Annotated in this window: 17 protein-coding genes; 5 read left to right on the forward strand and 12 right to left on the reverse strand. The window is 65.6% G+C overall.

Annotated elements, in window-relative coordinates; all coding sequences use genetic code 11:
- Nucleotides 1-9 precede the first annotated feature (9 nt).
- Nucleotides 10-1,587 (reverse strand): ABC transporter substrate-binding protein, encoded by a 1,578-nt coding sequence (locus C722_RS0120660; RefSeq protein WP_017642341.1) that lies wholly within the window; start codon nucleotides 1,585-1,587, stop codon nucleotides 10-12.
- 391 nt (nucleotides 1,588-1,978) lie between these two features.
- Here C722_RS0120660 and rpmB point away from each other — a divergent pair, with 391 nt between their 5' ends.
- Both rpmB and rpmG read left to right on the forward strand, forming a co-directional pair.
- A complete protein-coding gene (gene rpmB, locus C722_RS0120665; RefSeq protein WP_007159903.1) occupies nucleotides 1,979-2,215 on the forward strand; it encodes a 50S ribosomal protein L28 in 237 nt (78 codons plus the stop codon).
- An 11-nt stretch (nucleotides 2,216-2,226) separates the two neighbouring features.
- Nucleotides 2,227-2,382: a 50S ribosomal protein L33 gene (gene rpmG / locus C722_RS0120670; protein WP_007159904.1), complete on the forward strand. Its 156-nt coding sequence runs from the start codon at nucleotides 2,227-2,229 to the stop codon at nucleotides 2,380-2,382.
- A 97-nt stretch (nucleotides 2,383-2,479) separates the two neighbouring features.
- Here the strand turns inward: rpmG and C722_RS0120675 are convergent, their stop codons facing one another.
- The 3 genes from C722_RS0120675 to C722_RS0120685 all read right to left on the reverse strand — a co-directional run bounded on the left by C722_RS0120675 (nucleotide 2,480) and on the right by C722_RS0120685 (nucleotide 6,954).
- A complete protein-coding gene (locus C722_RS0120675; protein ID WP_026083994.1) occupies nucleotides 2,480-3,874 on the reverse strand; it encodes an aminoacyl-tRNA deacylase and HDOD domain-containing protein in 1,395 nt (464 codons plus the stop codon).
- A gap of 75 nt (nucleotides 3,875-3,949) precedes the next feature.
- Nucleotides 3,950-6,025, reverse strand: coding sequence for an ATP-dependent DNA helicase RecG (recG, locus tag C722_RS0120680; protein ID WP_017642345.1), 2,076 nt, complete (start codon nucleotides 6,023-6,025; stop codon nucleotides 3,950-3,952).
- Entirely contained in the window at nucleotides 6,022-6,954 is a 933-nt protein-coding gene (locus C722_RS0120685) for a hydrogen peroxide-inducible genes activator (protein WP_007159908.1), read from the reverse strand. The genes recG and C722_RS0120685 overlap by 4 nt, the downstream gene beginning before the upstream one ends.
- A 151-nt stretch (nucleotides 6,955-7,105) precedes the next feature.
- Between C722_RS0120685 and C722_RS0120690 the strand changes: the two genes are divergently transcribed.
- On the forward strand, nucleotides 7,106-7,951 hold the full coding sequence (locus tag C722_RS0120690; protein ID WP_017642346.1) for an NAD-dependent epimerase/dehydratase family protein: 846 nt from the start codon (nucleotides 7,106-7,108) through the stop codon (nucleotides 7,949-7,951).
- Nucleotides 7,952-8,002: 51 nt separating this feature from the next.
- Here C722_RS0120690 and gltP read toward each other — a convergent pair whose 3' ends face one another.
- The 5 genes from gltP to C722_RS0120715 form a co-directional block, all read right to left on the reverse strand.
- Nucleotides 8,003-9,352, reverse strand: a complete 1,350-nt coding sequence (gltP, locus tag C722_RS0120695) for a glutamate/aspartate:proton symporter GltP (protein WP_017642347.1) — start codon at nucleotides 9,350-9,352, stop codon at nucleotides 8,003-8,005.
- A gap of 311 nt (nucleotides 9,353-9,663) precedes the next feature.
- On the reverse strand, nucleotides 9,664-10,494 hold the full coding sequence (locus tag C722_RS0120700; RefSeq protein ID WP_017642348.1) for an aldo/keto reductase: 831 nt from the start codon (nucleotides 10,492-10,494) through the stop codon (nucleotides 9,664-9,666).
- Nucleotides 10,495-10,561: 67 nt separating this feature from the next.
- Entirely contained in the window at nucleotides 10,562-10,924 is a 363-nt protein-coding gene (locus C722_RS0120705) for a hypothetical protein (protein WP_017642349.1), read from the reverse strand.
- Nucleotides 10,925-11,068: 144 nt separating this feature from the next.
- The gene (fdhA, locus tag C722_RS0120710; RefSeq protein ID WP_007159913.1) at nucleotides 11,069-12,268 is read right to left on the reverse strand and encodes a formaldehyde dehydrogenase, glutathione-independent; all 1,200 of its coding nucleotides are present in this window, start codon (nucleotides 12,266-12,268) and stop codon (nucleotides 11,069-11,071) included.
- A 167-nt stretch (nucleotides 12,269-12,435) separates the two neighbouring features.
- A complete protein-coding gene (locus C722_RS0120715; RefSeq protein WP_338547509.1) occupies nucleotides 12,436-13,743 on the reverse strand; it encodes an MFS transporter in 1,308 nt (435 codons plus the stop codon).
- A gap of 487 nt (nucleotides 13,744-14,230) precedes the next feature.
- Here C722_RS0120715 and C722_RS0120720 point away from each other — a divergent pair, with 487 nt between their 5' ends.
- The gene (locus tag C722_RS0120720; protein WP_026083995.1) at nucleotides 14,231-14,632 is read left to right on the forward strand and encodes an acyl-CoA thioesterase; all 402 of its coding nucleotides are present in this window, start codon (nucleotides 14,231-14,233) and stop codon (nucleotides 14,630-14,632) included.
- 18 nt (nucleotides 14,633-14,650) lie between these two features.
- On the opposite strand, the gene C722_RS0120725 is transcribed toward C722_RS0120720, so the two are convergent.
- The gene (locus C722_RS0120725; RefSeq protein ID WP_017642351.1) at nucleotides 14,651-15,859 is read right to left on the reverse strand and encodes an aldose 1-epimerase family protein; all 1,209 of its coding nucleotides are present in this window, start codon (nucleotides 15,857-15,859) and stop codon (nucleotides 14,651-14,653) included.
- Nucleotides 15,860-16,090: 231 nt separating this feature from the next.
- Here C722_RS0120725 and C722_RS0120730 point away from each other — a divergent pair, with 231 nt between their 5' ends.
- The gene (locus C722_RS0120730; protein WP_017642352.1) at nucleotides 16,091-16,528 is read left to right on the forward strand and encodes a hypothetical protein; all 438 of its coding nucleotides are present in this window, start codon (nucleotides 16,091-16,093) and stop codon (nucleotides 16,526-16,528) included.
- Between the two features lie 45 nt (nucleotides 16,529-16,573).
- Here the strand turns inward: C722_RS0120730 and C722_RS0120735 are convergent, their stop codons facing one another.
- Nucleotides 16,574-17,974: a sugar porter family MFS transporter gene (locus C722_RS0120735; RefSeq protein WP_017642353.1), complete on the reverse strand. Its 1,401-nt coding sequence runs from the start codon at nucleotides 17,972-17,974 to the stop codon at nucleotides 16,574-16,576.
- Between the two features lie 109 nt (nucleotides 17,975-18,083).
- Nucleotides 18,084-19,136, reverse strand: coding sequence for an SMP-30/gluconolactonase/LRE family protein (locus C722_RS0120740; protein ID WP_017642354.1), 1,053 nt, complete (start codon nucleotides 19,134-19,136; stop codon nucleotides 18,084-18,086).
- Between the last annotated feature and the right edge of the window lie 68 nt (nucleotides 19,137-19,204).

A 19,204-nucleotide genomic window follows, 5' to 3' on the forward strand; every position in this document is an offset into this window, starting at 1 on the left:
CACGCGCGGCTAGCGACCGCCGCTGACCTTGCTGAAGTCCTGGCGGCCGAAGGGATTGGGCTGGTAGCCCTCGACGCCATTCTTGGCCAGCACCGTCACCGTCGGGTGCGCCAGCGGCAGCCACAGCGCCTGGTCGTGGATGATGCGCTGCGCCTGGTGGTACACCGTGGCCCGCGCCATCTGGTCGGACAGGGTCTTGCCCTTGCTGATGGCGCCATCCAGGGTCTTGTCGCAATAGCGGGCGAAGTTCAAGCCCGACTGCACCGAGGCGCAGGAGAATTGCGGCGTCAGGTAGTTGTCCGGATCGCCGTTGTCGCCGGCCCAGCCCATGAACAGCAGATCGTGCTCGCCGGTCTTGGCGCGGCGGATCAATTCGCCCCATTCGATCACCTGGATCTGGGCATCGACGCCGATCTTCTTCAGGTCGGCCTGCAGCATCTGGGCACCCAGTTGCGGATTGGGATTGAGCAGGCTGCCGCTGGGGCGCGTCCAGATGGTGGTCTTGAAGCCATCCTTCAGCCCCGCCTGGGCCAGCAAGGCCTTGGCCCTGGCCGGGTCATAGGGATAGGCCGGCACGTCCTTGGCGTAGCCCCAGGTGGTGGGCGGATAGACATTGTCCGCCGCCACCGCGGTGTCCTGGAACACCGCCTTCAGATAGCTCTGCTTGTCGAAGGCCAGGTTGATGGCCTGGCGCACCTTGATGTTGTCCAGCGGCGGATGGGTGGTGTTGATACCCACGAAGGCGGTCATGAAGGCCGGCGTCTGCAGCACCTGCAGGCTCTTGTCCTCATGGGCGCTCTGCAGATCCTGGGGCTTGGGTGACAGGGCGATCTGGCATTCGCCGCGCTTGAGTCGCTGCAGGCGCACCGCCGAGTCGGGGGTGATGGCATAGATCAGGCCATCCAGCTTGGGCTTGCCGGCGAAGTAGTCCGGATTGGCGGCGTAACGCACCACGGCATCCTTCTGATAGCGCTTGAAGACGAAGGGACCGGTACCGATGGGCTCGTCGTTGAGCTGGGCGGTCTTGCCGGCCTTGAGCAGCTGAGCGGCGTATTCGGCGGAATAGATGGAGGCGAAGCCCATGCTCAGGGTCGGCAGGAAGGTGGCGTCCGGGCTGTTGAGCACGATGCGCACGCCGAGGTCGCTGGTCTTTTCCACGCGCTTGATCAGCTTGGGCCACTGCATCGACTGGGCATGGGGATAGCCGCTCTTGGCCACCGCGTGCCAGGGATGATCCTTGTCCAGCATGCGCTGGAAGCTGAACACCACGTCGTCGGCCGTCAGGGTACGGCTGGGGGTGAAGTAGTCGGTCTGGTGAAACTTCACGTCCGGGCGCAGGGCGAAGTCGTAGGTCAGGCCGTCCGTGGAGATCGTCCAGCTCTGCGCCAGGCTCGGCACCAGCTTGGCTTCGCTGGCGTCGTATTCCACCAGCCGGTTCATCAGCACATCGGCCGAGGCATTGGTGGTGGTCAGGGAGTTGTATTGCACCACGTCGAATCCATCCGGACTGGCTTCGGTGCAGACGCTGAGCGTGGCGGCCTGAGCCAGCAGGGGCGCGAAGAGCAGAGGCAAGGCGGCGAAACGCATGAACGATTCCTTGTAGATCCGAGGTGGGCAGACGACACGCGCTTAGCGGGCAGCGGCTGACAGAGCGCTGTGGGCGGCCGTCTGGCGGACGTGGATTGAGTGTGGCACGCGCTCTAAACTAGACCACCCGTCCGTCCGTCACAATGCTTCTCACCGACGAACGGTTGACATTCCGGCCAGGCCCACACGGCGGCCGGTCCGTAGGCATTTCATCCGTCGCCCTACCTTGTTATCCCTGGGTGCTTCTGGTATAAAACAGCGCTCTTTTTTCGGGGTATGGCCGCTTCAGGTCCCCGGCGTTTGCCGGCTCTCCCCGTCAAAACAGGAATCAATACAGTTACAAGCGGCCAACCCATGCCGGGTTTGGCATGAGGTTTATGAGGGCTGAGCCATGTCGAGAGTTTGCCAAGTAACCGGTAAGGGTCCGATTACTGGGAACAACGTTTCCCACGCTAACAACAAAACCCGTCGTCGTTTCCTGCCGAATCTGCAGCATCACCGTTTCTGGGTAGAATCCGAGAAGCGCTTCGTGCGTCTGCGCGTTTCTGCCAAGGGCATGCGTATCATCGACAAGCGCGGTATCGAAACCGTACTGTCCGAGCTGCGTAGCCGCGGCGAAAAATTCTAAGGGGATTCGTCATGCGTGAATTGATCCGTTTGATTTCCAGTGCCGGCACCGGTCACTTCTACACCACTGACAAGAACAAGCGCACCAAGCCCGAAAAGATCGAAATCAAGAAATTCGATCCGGTCGTGCGCAAGCATGTCATGTACAAGGAAGGCAAGATCAAGTAATTGATCGCCCCTTGAACAAAAAACCCGCCTCGGCGGGTTTTTTGTTGCCTGGCGTTTGCGGTTCCGGCGCCTGGAGCGCCGGAGGCCAGTCAGACGGTCACTTGAACTGGCCGGTCAGCTCGCGCAGGGCGGCCTCAGCACCGAGGATCTTCTGCATGCACTCCCGCGCCTTGGCCGGATCTATGTTCAGCCGCGCATAGAGATCCTCAGGAATGGCCTGCGCGGGGCCGTTGCCGATGCCTTCGCCGCGCAGCAGCTGCACCGCGAGAAAGATCAGGTTGGGATAGACCGCCTGCTCGCCCTGGTAGGCCGGGTCGCCCTGGAAGCGCAGCGCCGTCACCACCTCTTCGGGCATCTCCCAGCAGCGCATCAGGGCCGCGCCGATCTGCTCGCGGGTGATGCCCAGCAGGTGATGCTCGATGACCTGGTGATCCAGCTGGCGGTTGGCCTCCAGGTGGCGGCAGATCAGCGAGAAGTGCGGCGGAAAGACATGGGCCAGCACCAGGTAGCCGAAGTTGTGCAGCAGGCCGCCCAGGTAGGCCAGGCCCATTTCCGGCCGCTCCGCGCGCGGCATGGCGCGCGCCAGGCCCTCGATCAGGGCAGCAGTGTAGATAGCCTGTTTCCAGTAGGGCGTTTCCTGCTGGGCCTGGTCGCTGGGCAGGCTCAGGGTCTTGCCCAGGGCAAGACCGAGGGCCAGGTTGATCACCAGGTCAAAACCCAGCACCCGCACGATGGCGTCTTCCACCGAGCGGATCTTGCCGGGCGCCGCATAGTAGGGCGAAGCCGCCCAGCTGATCACCTGGGCCGCCAGGGCCGGATCGGTCTCCACCACATTGGCCAGATCGTCCACCGTGGCCTCGGGATCGACGCGCAGCTTGATGACCTTTTCCGCGGTCTTGGACAGGGGCGGAATCTCCAGGGTCTCTTCCAGACGCTGGCGGATGCGCCGCGCGGTAAAGGCGGTGGCGGCATGGAGGATTTCCGCTTCGTCTCGCTCCGGTTGCCGCAGATTCGGCTGGATACCGGCCGCCGGGATGCCGAAGCTGCCCGCGGTCGCCTGACTCAGCAGACAGCGATAGTCAGATGTTTCCACTTCCAACAGTAGCGAGCGCTCACCGGATTCCAACAGCAGGCGCGGTGCCTCCAGCAGGCGCTCGTCATACAGGCAGGGGGAATTGGTCAGCGACGGCAACCCTGGCAGGACGTCCAATTCGTAGCGCTCCAGGGTCCGCATCAGCCGCTCCGGCGCCACCACCGCCAGTTGCCGCCCGGTGAATTCCACCAGCCGGCGCAGGTCCAGCAGCTGATTCTCGGGCAACAGCACCAGCAGCATGCCGACGCTGTCGCTCAAGAGCACCGTGTGCACCCGGTTCGCCTGCGGCTGACGCGTCGTCGCCGGGACCGGCCGATAGGCCAGGTTCAACTGGGCGAGCAACTGCTGGATCGAAGGAGGGACCTCAGGGAGGGGCGAAGCGAGCGCTACATCGGTCATGGCATTTTCTTCCTCACGTACGCCTTGGAGTATAACCATTCGGCTCCGTAGGTAGCGTCGTCTGTATAAGCTTTGTCAAACCTGGCCGTATTGCTGCCCATGGCGCAACCAGCGCTCCAGCAGCGGAGCGGCATGGCTTGGCCAGCGTGCCAGCAGCTCCTGGGCGGCGTCGCGTACCGCCGGCAGCCAGTGGGCATCGCGCATCAGATCGGCCACCTTGAATTGCAGCAGGCCGGTCTGGCGCGTGCCGAGCATCTCGCCGGGCCCCCGCAACTCCAGGTCCTTCTCGGCGATGATGAAGCCGTCGTTGGTCTCGCGCATGATGGCCAGGCGTTCGCGGCCGATCTGCGACAGCGGCGGATGGAACAGCAGCACGCAATGGCTGACCGCACTGCCCCGCCCGACGCGGCCACGCAGCTGGTGCAACTGGGCCAGACCCAGGCGTTCGGGATTCTCGATGATCATCAGACTGGCGTTGGGCACGTCCACCCCCACCTCGATCACCGTGGTGGCCACCAGCAGCTGCAGGTTGCCGGCCTTGAACTCGGCCATCACCGCGGCCTTTTCCGCTGGCTTCATGCGCCCGTGGATCAAGCCGACGTGCAATTCAGCCAGGGCCAGCTGCAATTCCTCGTAGGTGGTCTCGGCCGCCTGGCAGGTGAGCTCCTCGGATTCCTCGATCAGGGTGCAGACCCAGTAGGCCTGACGGCCTTCGTGGCAGGCGGCGCGCACCCGCTCCACCACTTCCTCGCGGCGACTGTCGGTGACGCTCACGGTATTGACCGGCGTCCGCCCCGGCGGCAGCTCGTCGAGCACCGAGGTGTCCAGGTCGGCATAGGCGCTCATGGCCAGGGTGCGCGGGATGGGGGTGGCGGTCATGATCAGCTGGTGCGGCGCGAGACGGCCGTCGACGCCCTTCTGGCGCAGGGCCAGGCGCTGCTGCACGCCGAAGCGGTGCTGTTCGTCGATCACCACCAGGGCCAGGCGGGCGAAGCGTACCTCGTCCTGGAACAGCGCATGGGTGCCCACCACCATGGGTGCCCCGGCGGCGATGCGCTCCAGGGAGCTGGCACGGGCCTTGCCCTTGAGCTTGCCGGCCAGCCAGGCCACCTCGATGTCCAGAGCGGCGAACCAGCGCTGGAAGTTGAGGAAGTGCTGCTCGGCGAGGATCTCGGTGGGCGCCATCAGCGCCACCTGGTAGCCGGCCTCGATGGCCTGCAGGGCGGCCAGGGCGGCGACCACCGTCTTGCCCGCGCCCACGTCGCCCTGCACCAGGCGCAGCATGGGCTCGGGCTGGGCTAGGTCATGGGCGATCTCGCGCCCGACGCGCTGCTGGGCACCGGTGGGTTTGAAGCCGAGGTTGTCCAGATAAAGCTGTGGCAGGCGCCGGGCCGCCGGCAGGGGCACCGCGCGCTGGGCGCGCAGGGTTTCGCGCAGGCGCTGCAGGGACAGCTGGTGGGTCAGCAATTCTTCGAAGACCAGCCGTTCCTGGGCCCAGTGGCGACCTTCGGCCAGTTCTTCCAGGTCCGCATCCGGCGGCGGTCGGTGCAGATAGCGCAAGGCATCGGCCAGCGGCCCCAGGCGATAGTGCTCGGCCATCTCCGGCGGCAGCCAGTCGGGCAGGGATTCGGGCCCGAGCCGTTCCAGCGTCTGGGCGCTGAGCTGGCGCAGGCGCAGCTGGGTGAGGCCTTCGGTGGTCGGGTAGATGGGCGTCAGCGTCTGCTCGACCGGCGCCGGGGCGTTCTCGTCCTGGGCGCGGTATTCGGGGTGATAGATCTCCAGGCCGGAAGCACCAGGACGCACCTCGCCATAGCAGCGCAGCAGGGTGCCGCGAGCCATCCCGTCCTTTTGCGCCTGGCTGAAGTGGAAGAACCTCAGCGACAGGGTGCCGCTGCCGTCCTGCAGCCGCACCAGCAGGCTGCGCCGGCGACCCATGAGCACCTCGGCGGAGGCGACCATGCCCTCCACCACCGCGTCCTGACCGGGCCGCAGGGCGCCGATGGGCACGATGCGGGTGCGATCCTGGTAGCGCAGCGGCAGGTGGAAGAGTACGTCCTGCAAGGTTTCCAGACCGACCCGCGCGAGCTTTTCCTGCAGGGCGGCGCCGACCCCCTTGAGGGCGGTGACCGGCGTCGCGGCCAGTTCACTCATGCCGGCTGCACGACGCCCTTGGCTTCAGGCCGCGCCACCGAGCAGAGGCGGACCGAGTCGGCCAGCACCTCGATGGCCTTGGGCCGCGGAAAGCTGGCGCGCCAAGCGATGGCCACGGTGCGATAGGGCACCGGCCGCTCGAAAGGCCGTACCTCGATGATCCCGGGGGCATAGTGGTGACTCTCCACCGCCGAGAACGGCAGGACCGAGACGCCCAGACCCGAGGCCACCATGTGGCGAATGGTTTCCAGCGAGGAGGATTCCACCGTGGAATTCTTGTTTTCCTCGTGCTTGCGCACGGTCGGACAGGCTTCCAGGACCTGGTCGCGGAAGCAGTGACCCTCGCCCAGCAGCAGCAGGCTCTTGTCGCTGAGCTGGTTCTGCGGAATGGCCTTGAGCTTGGTCCAGGGGTGCCGCGCCGGCATCATCACGTAGAAGGGCTCGTCGTACAGCGGCAGGGTCAGGACGTCCGGCTCGTTGAACGGCAGGGCGAGGATGACGGCGTCCAGCTCACCGGTGCGTAGCTTGTCGCGCAGCAGGTGAGTGAAGTTTTCCTCGATGTACAGCGGCATCTCCGGCGCCACCCGGTTGAGCTGCGGGATGAGGTGCGGAAAGAGATAGGGCCCGATGGTATAGATGGCACCGATCTTCAGCGGCGCGGTGAGCTGGTTCTTGCCGGCCTGGGCCAGTTCGCGGATGCCCTGGGCCTGCTCCAGCACCTTCTGCGCCTGGGCGACGATGCCCTCGCCGGTAGGGGTGAGGCGCACGGCACTCTTGCTGCGCTCGAAGATCAGAATGCCCAGCTCGTCCTCGAGCTTCTTGACGCCGACCGACAGGGTCGGCTGGCTGACGTGGCAACGCTCGGCAGCTCGGCCAAAGTGCTGTTCCTGGGCGAGCGTGACGATATAGCGCAGTTCAGTCAGGGTCATAGTCAAATTCCATGGGTGGCCAGGCAATCTTAGCGGCTGTCTCTATCAACGGCCAAGCGCGACGGGCAGCTGCCTGCGCCTTCTGGTTGGACCGCGGGTACGCTCAGGCTACCCTGGCCGTCTGTCCAGGCCTTTGCAGAGGGAAATACCGATGAGCACCATTCTGATCGCCGGTTGCGGCGATGTCGGCAGCCGTCTCGGCCTGCAGCTGGTCGCCCAGGGCCACCGGGTCTTCGGCCTCCGGCGCAACGTCGCCGCCCTCCCCGCCGCGTTGCTGCCGGTAGCGGGCGATCTGGCCGACGCCATGCCACCGGCGGCCTGGCCGCGAGAGCCCATCGACCAGGTGGTCTATGCCACCGCCGCGACCCATCATGACGAAGCCGGCTATCGCGCCGCCTATGTCGACGGCCTACGCCACCTGCTGGACTGGCTGGCCGACTGCGACCAGCGTCCGCAGCGATTGCTGTTCGTTTCCAGCAGTGGCGTCTACGCCCAGGGCGACGGCGCCTGGGTCGACGAGACCTCCCCTGCCGAACCCGAGCGCTTTTCCGGACGCCTCCTGCGCGAGGCGGAGGACCTGGCGCTGGGCAGCGGCCTGCCCGCCACCGTGGTCCGCCTGACTGGCATCTATGGCCCGGGCCGCGAGGCGCTGCTGCGGCAGGTGCGCGAAGGCTCCCGGGTGACCCGCGAGCCGCCGCTGTATGGCAATCGCATTCATGTCGAGGACGCCGCCGGCCTGCTGGCACTGCTGCTGCAGCGGGATCGCGAAGGGGTCGCCCTGGAAGCGCTCTATCTGGGCGTGGACGACGATCCGGCGCCGCTGGACGAGGTAGTGGACTGGCTGCGGGCACGGCTGGGCATCACCTTCTGGTCCGACGAGGCCCAGTTGCGTCGCGCCGGCAGCAAGAGATGCAGCAACGCCCGCGCCCGGGCCCTGGGCTGGACGCCCCGCTACCCCAGCTATCGCGAGGGCTACGCGGCCATTCTCGCCGGCTGAAACGACGGAGCCCGACACAAGGCCGGGCTCCGTTCTCAGCTAGCTAGCCACTCAGTCACGCAGGGCTTCGCCGCGGGTGGCCTGAGGACGCTCCTCGACCTTGGCGGTGCGCTTCAGGTGCGGCAGGGCGGCCCAGTAGGCGGCGCCCTTCTCGGCGTCGTAGAGGCCTTCCCACTTGGCGATGACCAGGGCGGCCAGGGCATTGCCGATCACGTTCAGGGCGGTGCGCGCCATGTCCATGATGCGGTCCACGCCGGCGATGAAGGCCAGGCCTTCCAGCGGAATGCCGACGCTGCCCAGGGTGGCCAGCAGTACCACGAAGGAGACACCCGGCACGCCGGCGATGCCCTTGGAGGTGACCATCAGGGTCAGCACCAGCAGCAGCTGCTGGCTCAGCGACAGGTCGATGCCATAGAGCTGGGCGATGAATAGCGCCGCGATGCTCTGGTAGAGGGTGGAACCATCGAGGTTGAAGGAGTAGCCAGTGGGCACCACGAAGCTGGTGATGGCCTTGGGTGCGCCATAGGCCTCCATCTTCTCGATGATGCGCGGCAGCACGGTTTCCGAGCTGGCGGTGGAATAGGCCAGGATCAGCTCGTCCTTGAGGATGCGGATGATGCGGAAGATCGAGAAGCCGAACAGCTTGGCCACCAGGCCCAGCACGCCGAGGGCGAAGAAGCCGATGGCGACGTAGACCAGCACCACCAGCTTGGCCAGCGGCAGCAGCGAGGCGAAGCCGAAGTTGGCCACGGTCACCGCGATCAGGGCGAAGACGCCGATGGGGGCGTAGTTCATGATCATGTGGGTGACCTTGAACATGGCCTCGGAAATGCCCTGGAAGACCCGCACCACCGGCTCGCGGGTGGCTTCCGGCAGGGCGCCCAGGCCCAGGCCGAACATCACCGCGAAGAAGATGATCGGCAGCATCTCGCCACGGGCGACGGCGGCGAAGACGTTGGACGGGATCAAGTTGAGGATGGTCGCGATGAAGGCGTGGTCATGCTGCACTTCCGCGGTGGTCTTCTGGTACTGGGAGATGTCGGTGGTGCCCAGGGTGCTCATGTCGATACCGGCACCGGGCTGCACGCTGTCGGCGAAGAACAGGCCGACGACGATGGCCAGGGTGGTGACGATCTCGAAGTAGAGGATGGTCTTGAGGCCGATGCGCCCGAGCTTCTTGGAATCGCCGACGCCGGCGATCCCGACCACCAGGGTGGCGATGACGATGGGCACCACGATCATCTTGATCAGCCGGATGAAGATGTCGCCGGCCGGCTTGAGGACGTTCGAGATCCACCAGGCCTTCTCGGCGCTGAAGTGGTTGAGCAGTGCGCCGACGGCGATCCCCAGCACGAGGCCGATAAGGATCTGCCACGCGAGGCTGAGCTTGGGCTTGGTCATGTACCGACACCTTTGTTCTATTTGGATGGAGTTCGGGACGAACGTCACCGTGCCGGGTCGTGATGCGCGAAGCGCATGCAACGCCAACGTGGAGGGTGCGTTCAGGCTGCGGAAACGGTGCTCGAAAAGGACTGGGAGCACCAAGGCGTCACACTTTTGCCAGAGGGTAACGGGGTATGTCTAATGCCGCTGTCGCCTGCCCTATGCCGATCCGGCATGAGGTGTCCCGAAAGGGCCGCGCAGCATACAGGCACTGGCGCCTTGCGCGCCAGGCATACGGAGGCGCCGCTCATCGCGGCGCCCCGTGAACGTCAGCCGTTGAAGGTGGATGGATCGGGGCCGAGGCGCTTGTCCTGATTCAGCCCAGCGATCTGCCGCATGTCCTCGTCGTCCAAGGCGAAGTCGAAGATCTGCATGTTCTCTTCGATGCGCTTGGGCGTCTTGGATTTGGGGAAGATGATGTTGCCGAGCTGGATATGCCAGCGCAGCACCACCTGGGCCGGCGTCTTGCCATGCTTGGCCGCCAATTGCTGCAGCACCAGACTGCCCAGCAGCTCGCCACCCTGGGCCAGCGGACTCCAGGCTTCGGTGGCGATGCCCTTGTAGGTATTGAAGTCGCGCAGCTCCTGCTGTTGCAGCAGCGGATGGCACTCGATCTGGTTGACCACCGGGACCACGCCAGTCTCGGTCAGCAGGGTCTCGATGTCGGCCTGACGGAAGTTGGAGACCCCGATGGACTTCACCCGACCCTGGTTGCGCAATTCGATCAGCGCCTTCCAACTGTCGAGGAACAGGCCCTTTTCCGGCAGCGGCCAGTGGATCAGATAGAGGTCGACATGCTCCAGGCCCAGCTTGGCCAGACTGGTGTCGAAGGCGCGCAGGGCGCTGTCGTAGCCCTGGTCGGCATTCCACAGCTTGGTGGTGATGAACAGCTCGTCACGCGGCAGACCGGCCTGGGCGATGGCCTGGCCGACGCCCTCTTCGTTGCCATAGATGGCGGCGGTATCGATGTGTCGATAACCCAGGTCGAGGGCCGTCTTGACCACCTGAGCGGTCTCTTCGGCCGGAGTCTGCCAGACCCCCAGACCGAATTGCGGAATGTGGTGACCGTCGTTGAGCTGAAGACGGGTGATCGCGGACATGCGTCGCTCCTCTGGAATGGATGGGGTACCAGAGGTGTGACTGGCGGCGGTGGCCTTTTGCTCCCGATCAGTCGAGGCGCATGGCCTCAGGCACGCTGTAGCTTTCCACCCAGCCCAGCACGGTACGGCCATCCCGCTGCAGCTCGATGCGCTTCCAACGCTGGAAGGAACGGGTCTCGATCACCCGCACCTGGGTATCGCCGTCCAGCCGTACCAGGGTGTTGCGGGCGCGCTCGCGACTACGGTCGTAGACGAAGGGCCACTTGAGGACATCGACCGGACCGCGCAGCATCCAGCCCTGCCCTTCTTCGGCGAAGCGAAAGGACACGCCACCCTCGGCGCGCGCCAGGTTGCTGCCCAGCAGCAGCACGGACGCCACCAGCAGTGAGGGGAGGATACGGCGAAGGATCGAAAGGACATTCGGGGTCATGCAGGCCTCGTCTGTGGCACCAAAAAAACAGCGCCCGAATCGGACGCTGCGAGGGTAGACCCCTTGGTGTGGCAAACGACTGCAGGCTTTGCCCGAGAAATGCCAAATGGCCAGCATTCCCGGACAAAACCCTTAGCGCAATGATCAGGCCGCGCTGAACAGCTTGTGCGGATCGATGACGAATTTCTTCGGTACGCCCGAATCGAATTCGCTGTAGCCGCGGGGTGCCTCGTCCAGGGTGATCACCTGCACGCCGACGATGTCGGCGATCTTGATGCGATCCCACATGATGGCCTGCATCAGCTGACGGTTGTACTTCATCACCGGGGTCTGGCCGGTGTGGAAGCTGTGAGACTTGGCCCAGCCCAGACCGAAGCGGATGCTCAGGGCACCCTGCTTGGCCGCGGCGTCGACGGCGCCTGGATCGTCGGTGACGTACAGACCGGGGATGCCGATCTTGCCAGCCACCCGCACGATGCCCATCAGCGAGTTCAGCACGGTGGCCGGGGCCTCGCTCTTGGCGCCTTCGTGACCATGGCCACGGGCCTCGAAGCCAACGGCATCGACGGCGCAATCCACTTCCGGAGTGCCCAGCAGCGCGGCGATCTGCTCGTGCAGCGGGGTGTCCAGGGACAGGTCGGCGATCTCGAAGCCCTGGGCCTTGGCGTGGGCCAGGCGCACCGGGTTGACGTCACCGACGATGACCACGGCGGCGCCCAGCAGACGGGCCGAGGCGGCAGCGGCCAGGCCGACCGGGCCGGCACCCGCCACATAGACGCTGGTGCCCGGGCCGACGCCGGCGGTGACGGCGCCGTGGTAGCCGGTGGGCAGGATGTCGGACAGGCAGGTCAGGTCACGGATCTTTTCCATGGCCGCGTCGCGATTCGGCAGCTTGAGCAGGTTGAAGTCGGCATAGGGGACCAGCACGTATTCGGCCTGGCCACCGACCCAGCCGCCCATGTCGACATAGCCGTAGGCACCGCCGGCACGCGAGGGGTTGACGGTCAGGCAGACCCCGGTGTCCTGCTCCTTGCAGGTGCGGCAGCGACCGCAGGCGACGTTGAAGGGCACCGAGACCAGGTCGCCGACCTTGAGGGTCTCGACGTCGCGGCCCGCTTCGATGACCTCACCGGTGATCTCGTGGCCGAGCACCAGACCTTCGGGGGCAGTGGTCCGGCCGCGCACCATGTGCTGGTCGGAACCACAGATATTGGTGGACACCACGCGCAGGATGACGCCGTGGTCGATACGCTTGCCCTGCGGGGTTTCCATCTTCGGATAGGGGATGGTCTGCACCTCGACCTTGCCCGCGCCCAGATAGACGACGCCACGATTACCGGACATGTTGCACCTCGCTGTTGTTGTTGGACTGGCTCTAGGGATCCGAGCCTAGTCCTCGCGAAGCGTGGCGTCTGTGGGGATGGCGTTTTTGGCCATGCCGAGGTCGCCCTGGCGGGTCGTCCTGGCGAACCCGTTCACGCCGCCGGTGCAGGTGGCGTGAACGGCCGGGGTCAGGCGGGCGCCAGGGCGGCGGCGCGGCGCTCGCGGCTGAGCAGGTAGCAGCCGATGCCCACGCCCAGCAGGGCCAGCCCCATGACGTACCAGGCCGGGCCCAGCGGATGCTGCTTGAGCATCAGGGTGACGACCATGGGGGTCAGGCCGCCAAAGATGGCGTAGGCCACGTTGTAGGAGAAGGACAGGCCCGAGAAGCGCACCTTGGGCGGGAAGGCCAGCACCATCACTCGCGGCACGCCGCCGATGACGCCGACCGCGGCGCCAGCCAGGGCATAGAGCGGGAACAGCCACTCCGGGTGGATCTTCAGACCGGCATAGAGCGCCCAGCTGGCCACCGCCAGGATCAGACCGCCGACGATGAACACCGGACCGCTGCCGAAGCGATCGGACAGGGCACCGGAGACGATGCAGCCCAGGGTCAGGAAGACGATGGCCAGGCTGTTGGCCTTGAGCGCCAGGGCGGCGGAGAAGCCGTACTGGGTCTGCAGCAGGGTCGGGGTCATGAGGATGACCACCACGATGCCGGCGGTGAGCATCCAGGTCAGCAGCATGGACAGCACCACGCTGCTGCGATGGTCACGCAGCACCGCCTTGAGCGGCACTTCCTCGGCCAGCGACTTGTGGATCGCCAGCTCGGCGAACACCGGCGTCTCGTGCAGCCAGCGGCGCAGGTAGACCGAGAACAGGCCGAAGACCCCGCCGATCAGGAAGGGGAAGCGCCAGGCGTAGTCGGCCACCTCCACCGGGGTGAAGACGGTGTTGATCAGGGTCGCCATCAGCGAGCCGAGCAGGATGCCGAAGGTGAGACCGGCGGTCAGGGTGCCGCAGGCATAGCCGACGTGCTTGCCGGGCACGTGCTCGGAGACGAACACCCAAGCCCCGGGCACCTCGCCGCCGATGGCCGCGCCCTGGATGATGCGCAGCACCAGCAGCAGGATGGGGGCGGCCACGCCGATCTGGGCGTAGGTGGGCATCAGGCCCATGCCAAGGGTCGGCAGGGCCATCATGAAGATGCTCAGGGTGAACATCTTCTTGCGTCCGAGCAGGTCGCCGAAGTGGGCCATGATGATGCCGCCCAGCGGGCGGGCCAGGTAGCCGGCGGCGAAGATGCCGAAGGTCTGCATCTGCCGCAGCCAGTCGGGCATGTCGGCGGGAAAGAACAGCTTCCCCACCACCGCGGCGAAGAAGACGAAGATGACGAAGTCGTAGAACTCCAGCGCGCCGCCGAGAGCGGACAGCGAGAGGGTCTTGTAGTCGTTGCGGCCCAGAGGGCGCGACGTGAGCGGCGCGGAGGCGGATTGCAGTTTCATCGAGGATCCCGGACAAGAGAGGAGCGCAAAGGAAATTCGGCCTCTGGCATCCCTCCGGGTGTAGCGGACAAGACGCGGCCCCGAGTGACCGTCCGCCTGGGGCGGCTGGCAGGGATCGGGCGGGTCGCCGGATGGGCGCCGGACCTGCACCGCGCCGCCTGCGCTCTTGTGGAGCACGGCAGCAGCAGGTCTACCGATCATTACCTGATCATCGGACGTGCACGACCCTCTGGATTGCCTGGCCGTGCACGGTCTCCACGATAGCAAATCCGCAAGGAATTTCCGCTATTCATTCAGTGCCCATTCAGGGCTCATCTGCCGAGCTATGCCTGTTCCATCCTGGTGCAAAAGCGGTCGAGCCGCCCTGCCCCAGGCGTTATACTGTAGCCCCCTAACGATCTCCCCAGAGAGATTGGCAGCATTCTTGCGTGCAGATGCTGAACGTTACCTACCTATCCGGGCTCCCGAGGGCCCTGTCATGATCGAAGAGCTCGAACAAGAAGATCCCATCCCCCAGGGCGACCTGGCCATGCAGATCACCGCTCTGCCCCGCGAGACCAACGGCTTCGGCGACATCTATGGCGGCTGGCTGGTGGCCCAGATGGACCTGGCCGGCAGCGCCATGGCCAGTCGTCTGGCCGCTGGTCGGGTGGCCACGGTGGCCATCGACCGCATGGCCTTCATGACGCCGGTGCCCGTGGGCGCACAGCTCTCCTTCTATACCAACACGCTGGAAGTGGGCCGTAGCTCCATCCAGATCCTCATCGAGGTCTGGAGCGACGATCCGCTGTCCAGCGAGTGGAGCAAGGTCACCGAGGCGGTGTTCGTCTTCGTCGCCATCGACGGTAGCGGTCGCACCCGCCCGTTGCCCGCGCGGCGCTAGCGCGGCCTCGCCAGGCCACTAAGGCTCCTGGGCCAGCGGCGCCTCGCGCATCTTGGTCGGTCGGCCGTGGCGGATGCCTTCGACCTGCTCCAGCGCCTGCCGGACCTCGGCGGCGGTGGCCAGCAACCGATAGTCGAGGGTGAAGTCGCGCGTGCCGCCCGCCTCGATGCGCGGCACCAGCCCCAGGGCCCGCTGCTGGCTGCGGTTGTAGGAAAAGCTGGTGCCTGGCTCCAGGCCGGTGACATAGCCCTGGGCCTTGGCATCGGTGTGCTTCCACAAGGTGAAGACCGGCAACTCCCGCACATTGAAGGCCAGCGCCACCCCTTGGTGGGCACTGTGATCGTGCAGTACCGCCAGGCTATGCCCCTGATCGTCGCCCCAGGGGTAGAGGTTGTAGACCGTCTCGCCATAGCCCGGCGTGGGTGCGCGATAGGCCTGCCATTCGCCCAGTTCCTGACGCGCCCGCGCATCGAAGGGTGACACCTCCCGCACCGGCGCGGCGAACCGTGAGCCCTCGCCGAGCAGCGGCGGACCGAAGTTGCTGTGATAGAGCACCTGGTACTCGGCGGTATGCGCCCCCTGGTTGGTCAGGCGGTCGTGCAGCGTGAAGCCGGTAGCCCCGGCGTGGGTGACCAGTTCGGTGTCGATGCGAAAGTTGGCCTGCTTGAAGGCCTCTTCGTGCAGCACGCCCTTGAGGCTGATGCGGTGCGGCGGCTGTTCGTCGATGGTCAGCACCACCTGACTGGCCGGCAGATAACTGGCCCGTCCGTGCAGGGTCAGCAGCTGCCCCCGATCCATGCCCGGATGGCCGACCCACTCGAAACCGGCGCGGGCCACCAGTTCGTTGAAGCCCTCCAGCCAGCCCAGGCCATGGCGGCTTTCCAGGTTGACGAAGGCCGGATTGACCACCTCGCGTACCGGAGAATCCCAGCCCAGCCGCAGGGTGCCGGCCTGGGCGCGCAGGACGTTCATGCCTCGGGTGGCCACCACGGTCAGCTGCAGGGCGCCGGTATCGATCTCGATCAGCACCGAACCCTCCTGGCGCCCGCCACTCAGGCGATGCACACCGACGGTAAAGGCCAGGCCATCGCGCAGACCCAGGCGGTCACTGCTGATGCTCCAGTTCTGCACCGGCTTGTCGGGCGCGATGAGGGTGTATTCCCAGGCCGAGGCGCTGACACTGGCAAGGAGCAGGAGACAGCCAGACAACAGACGAGCGTGGATCATGAAGTCCCCTTGGCAGCGGTCGACTTGAGTCTAGACCAGCCCGCGCCGGCCTGCAGACCCCCGCTCCAGACGCGACCAAAGGGACAAGACCCCTTATTCCCGTATAGGTTTGTTCAAGGAAATCAAAGGAATGGGTAAAGACAACCTTTACCATTCAAACGACCGTTTGGTACTTGCCAGGGCAGCGATTTTTGCCGAGGATCGGCTCGTCTCTACCACGGAGTGGACTCCATGAAACCTTCAGCCCTGTTCTTGTTGCTTGCCCTGGCGGGCGTTGCCCCGGCCTATGCGGGCAATACCGAAGCCGGACTCGGCGGCGCCGTGGGTGGCGTACTCGGTACCCTGGTCGGCCAGCAGGTCGGCGGCAGTACCGGTGCGGCCATCGGTGCCGGCGTGGGTGGTGCAGCAGGTGGTGTACTGGGCGCGGACCGGCGCAATCGCACCGAGGCCGCCATCGGCGGTGGCCTGGGCGCCGCGGGCGGCAACGTGATCGGCAATAGAGTCGGTGGCAGCACCGGTGGCCTGGTGGGCGCAGCCCTGGGTGGCGGTGCCGGCAGTGCCCTGGGCAACAACCTGGGCGACAGCGGCCGCGACGATCGCCGCTACCGCGACCATCCCGGCAAGGGCTGGAAGCACGCCAAGCACAGACACAAACACTGGGATCGTTAATGAAAAACGCCCGGCATCGCCGGGCGTTTTCTTGTGCGCTCGATCCTATTGACCGAGGTCGCGCAGGCGCTTGCCCTGCATCAGATTGCGCTCGATGCGCTCCAGGGTGACACCCTTGGTCTCCGGCACCAGCAGGAACACCAGGAAGATGAACACCACGTTCAGACCGGCATAGATCCAGAAGGTGGTGCCCTGCCCCAAGGTGCCCAGCATGGTCAGGAAGGTGGCGCCGACGATCATGTTGGCGATCCAGTTGGTGAAGGTGGAGCAGCCGATGCCGAAGTCGCGGCCCTTGAGTGGCTGGACTTCCGAGCACAGGGTCCAGATCAGCGGACCGGCCGACATGGCGAAGCCGACGATGAAGATCAGCAGCATGACCACGGTAAAGGTCTGCTGGCCGTGGCTCAGGTTGCCCATGCCGAGCATGGTGCCGACCACGCCCAGGCCCACGGCCATGACCACGAAGCCGGTATAGAGGATGGGTTTGCGGCCCCACTTGTCGACCAGGAAGATGGCGATGAAGGTGGCCAGCACGTTGGTCAGACCGACCGCGGCGGTAAACCACATCTGGGCGGCGGTGTCGTAGCCCATGCCCTCGAAGATGCGCGGGGCGTAGTACATCACCACGTTCATGCCGGTGAACTGCTGCACCACCTGCAAGAGCACGCCCAGGCCCACGGAGCGGCGGAAGTTGGCGTTCTCCTTGAACAGCGACCAGCCCTTCTGCGGCACCTTGAGCTGCTCTTCGATCTCGGCGACTTCCTGCTGGATGACCTTTTCGTCACCGCGCAGCTTGTGCAGGACCTTGATGGCCTCCTGCTTGCGCCCGGCCATGATCAGCCAGCGCGGACTGTCGGGTAGCGCGAAGACGCCGATCAGGAACAGCACCCCGGGGATGGCGATGATGCCGAGCATCCAGCGCCAGGCCTCGTAGTAGCTGAAGGCGGTGTTGGAGAGGAAGGCGAGCAGGATGCCGGCGGTAATCATCAGCTGGTACAGCGAGATCATCGAGCCGCGGATGTTTTCCGGAGCGACCTCGGCCAGGTACAGCGGCGCGGTGAAGGAGGCGATGCCGATGGCCAGGCCGAGCAGGAAGCGGGCGAAGATCAGCATGGTCGGCGAAGTGGCCAGGCCACAGAGGATCGAGCCGATCACGAACAGGATGGCGCCCAGCATCAGCGATTTCTTGCGCCCCAGCTTGGCCGACAGCGAGCCGGCGCCCAGAGCGCCCAGGGCGGCACCGGCCATCATGCTGGAGACGATCCACTCGATCACCTGATCGGAGATCTGGAATTCCTGCTGGATGAATTTGGTGGCGCCGGAAATGACGCCGATGTCGAGGCCGAACATCAGACCGGCCAGGGCGGCCATCAAACAGGCGAAGATCGCCTTGGGCTGGGCCTTTTCGGTGACGTGACCGTCGGCGTTGGTAGTGGTGTTGCTCATGACTGAGGCTCCTCGCTCGCCTTGTGGGCGATCTTGTTGGCGCGGGTCGTTCCGTATCCGCTTGTTACAGACCTGTCTAACGATCCTTGGTTCGGCCGGTGAGAGGCCCTTACCAGAGCCGCGCGGGCTGGGCGTTCACATAGGTGGCATAGAGCGAACCGCCGCCGGTGATGAACAGGCGATTGCCCTTGAGGCCGCCGAACTCGACGTTGGACACGGTCTCCGGCAGGTGCAGGGTGGCCAGCGGCTGGCCGCTCGGATTGAAGACCCGCACGCTGTTCTGCTCGGCCGAGCCGGCCCAGCTGCACCAGAGGTTGCCGTCGCTGTCGACGCGGAAGCCGTCGATCACGCCCTGGTCCTTGGCATCGATCAGCACCTCGCCGCCGCCCAGGGTGCCGTCGTCCTTCAGCGTGAAGGCACGCAGATGGTTGGGCTTGCCGGGATTGCCGCCGCCAGCGGTGTCGCTGATGTAGAGGCGCTTGCCATCGGGGGCGAAGGCCAGGCCGTTAGGCCGGCCGAAGTCGCCCGCCGCCACCGTGGCCTTGCCCTGGGGATCGATGCGATAGACGTTGGTAGGCAGCTCGAATTCGGCCTTGTGGCCCTCGTAGGCGCCGAGGATGCCGTAGCCGGGATCGGTGAACCAGATGGCACCATCGGCCCCGACCACTACGTCGTTGGGGGCGTTCAGTGGCTTGCCGTCGAAGCGGTCGAGCAGCACCGTGACGCTGCCGTTCAACTCGCGGCGGGTGACGCGGCGGCTGTCGTGCTCGCAGCTGATCAACCGGCCCTCGCGGTCACGGGTGTGGCCATTGGCGTTGTGGGACTGGTCATCGTAGACGCTGACGTGGCCGTCGTCGGCGCTCCAGCGCATCACCCGGGCATTGGGGATGTCGCTGAACAGCAGGCAGCGCCAGTCGGCCATCCACACCGGGCCCTCGGTCCAGAGACCACCGGACCAGAGGCGCTCGACGAAGGCATTGCCCAGGCGGCCTTTGAAGGCCTGGTCGTGGATTTCCCAGGCGGGATCGGGCATGACGATGGGCGGCTTGCCCTCCCAGTTGCGGGTAAGGCCGAACTTGTCGTCGGCGAGGGCGCGACTGGCGACCAGACCGGCCGAAGCGGCCAGGGATACGCCGAGAAAGGTGCGACGGGCGAGCGGCATGGGGAGACTCCTTTGTTGTCGTTATGGGTCCGGCAAGGCCGGTGGCAGAGCACCGCGTACCGGGACAG

Origin of the sequence: Pseudomonas sp. 313 (genome assembly GCF_000316965.1) — a bacterium.
In the GTDB taxonomy this organism is placed as follows: Bacteria; Pseudomonadota; Gammaproteobacteria; order Pseudomonadales; family Pseudomonadaceae; genus Chryseomonas; species Chryseomonas benzopyrenica.

What these genes read in the sequence shown, in the direction of transcription:
- C722_RS0120660 (WP_017642341.1), bottom strand. Translation starts at nt 1,587, where the DNA reads ATGCGTTTCGCCGCCTTGCCTCTGCTCTTCGCGCCCCTGCTGGCTCAG.
- rpmB (WP_007159903.1), top strand. Translation starts at nt 1,979, where the DNA reads ATGTCGAGAGTTTGCCAAGTAACCGGTAAGGGTCCGATTACTGGGAAC.
- rpmG (WP_007159904.1), top strand. Translation starts at nt 2,227, where the DNA reads ATGCGTGAATTGATCCGTTTGATTTCCAGTGCCGGCACCGGTCACTTC.
- C722_RS0120675 (WP_026083994.1), bottom strand. Translation starts at nt 3,874, where the DNA reads ATGACCGATGTAGCGCTCGCTTCGCCCCTCCCTGAGGTCCCTCCTTCG.
- recG (WP_017642345.1), bottom strand. Translation starts at nt 6,025, where the DNA reads ATGAGTGAACTGGCCGCGACGCCGGTCACCGCCCTCAAGGGGGTCGGC.
- C722_RS0120685 (WP_007159908.1), bottom strand. Translation starts at nt 6,954, where the DNA reads ATGACCCTGACTGAACTGCGCTATATCGTCACGCTCGCCCAGGAACAG.
- C722_RS0120690 (WP_017642346.1), top strand. Translation starts at nt 7,106, where the DNA reads ATGAGCACCATTCTGATCGCCGGTTGCGGCGATGTCGGCAGCCGTCTC.
- gltP (WP_017642347.1), bottom strand. Translation starts at nt 9,352, where the DNA reads ATGACCAAGCCCAAGCTCAGCCTCGCGTGGCAGATCCTTATCGGCCTC.
- C722_RS0120700 (WP_017642348.1), bottom strand. Translation starts at nt 10,494, where the DNA reads ATGTCCGCGATCACCCGTCTTCAGCTCAACGACGGTCACCACATTCCG.
- C722_RS0120705 (WP_017642349.1), bottom strand. Translation starts at nt 10,924, where the DNA reads ATGACCCCGAATGTCCTTTCGATCCTTCGCCGTATCCTCCCCTCACTG.
- fdhA (WP_007159913.1), bottom strand. Translation starts at nt 12,268, where the DNA reads ATGTCCGGTAATCGTGGCGTCGTCTATCTGGGCGCGGGCAAGGTCGAG.
- C722_RS0120725 (WP_017642351.1), bottom strand. Translation starts at nt 15,859, where the DNA reads ATGATCCACGCTCGTCTGTTGTCTGGCTGTCTCCTGCTCCTTGCCAGT.
- C722_RS0120730 (WP_017642352.1), top strand. Translation starts at nt 16,091, where the DNA reads ATGAAACCTTCAGCCCTGTTCTTGTTGCTTGCCCTGGCGGGCGTTGCC.
- C722_RS0120735 (WP_017642353.1), bottom strand. Translation starts at nt 17,974, where the DNA reads ATGAGCAACACCACTACCAACGCCGACGGTCACGTCACCGAAAAGGCC.
- C722_RS0120740 (WP_017642354.1), bottom strand. Translation starts at nt 19,136, where the DNA reads ATGCCGCTCGCCCGTCGCACCTTTCTCGGCGTATCCCTGGCCGCTTCG.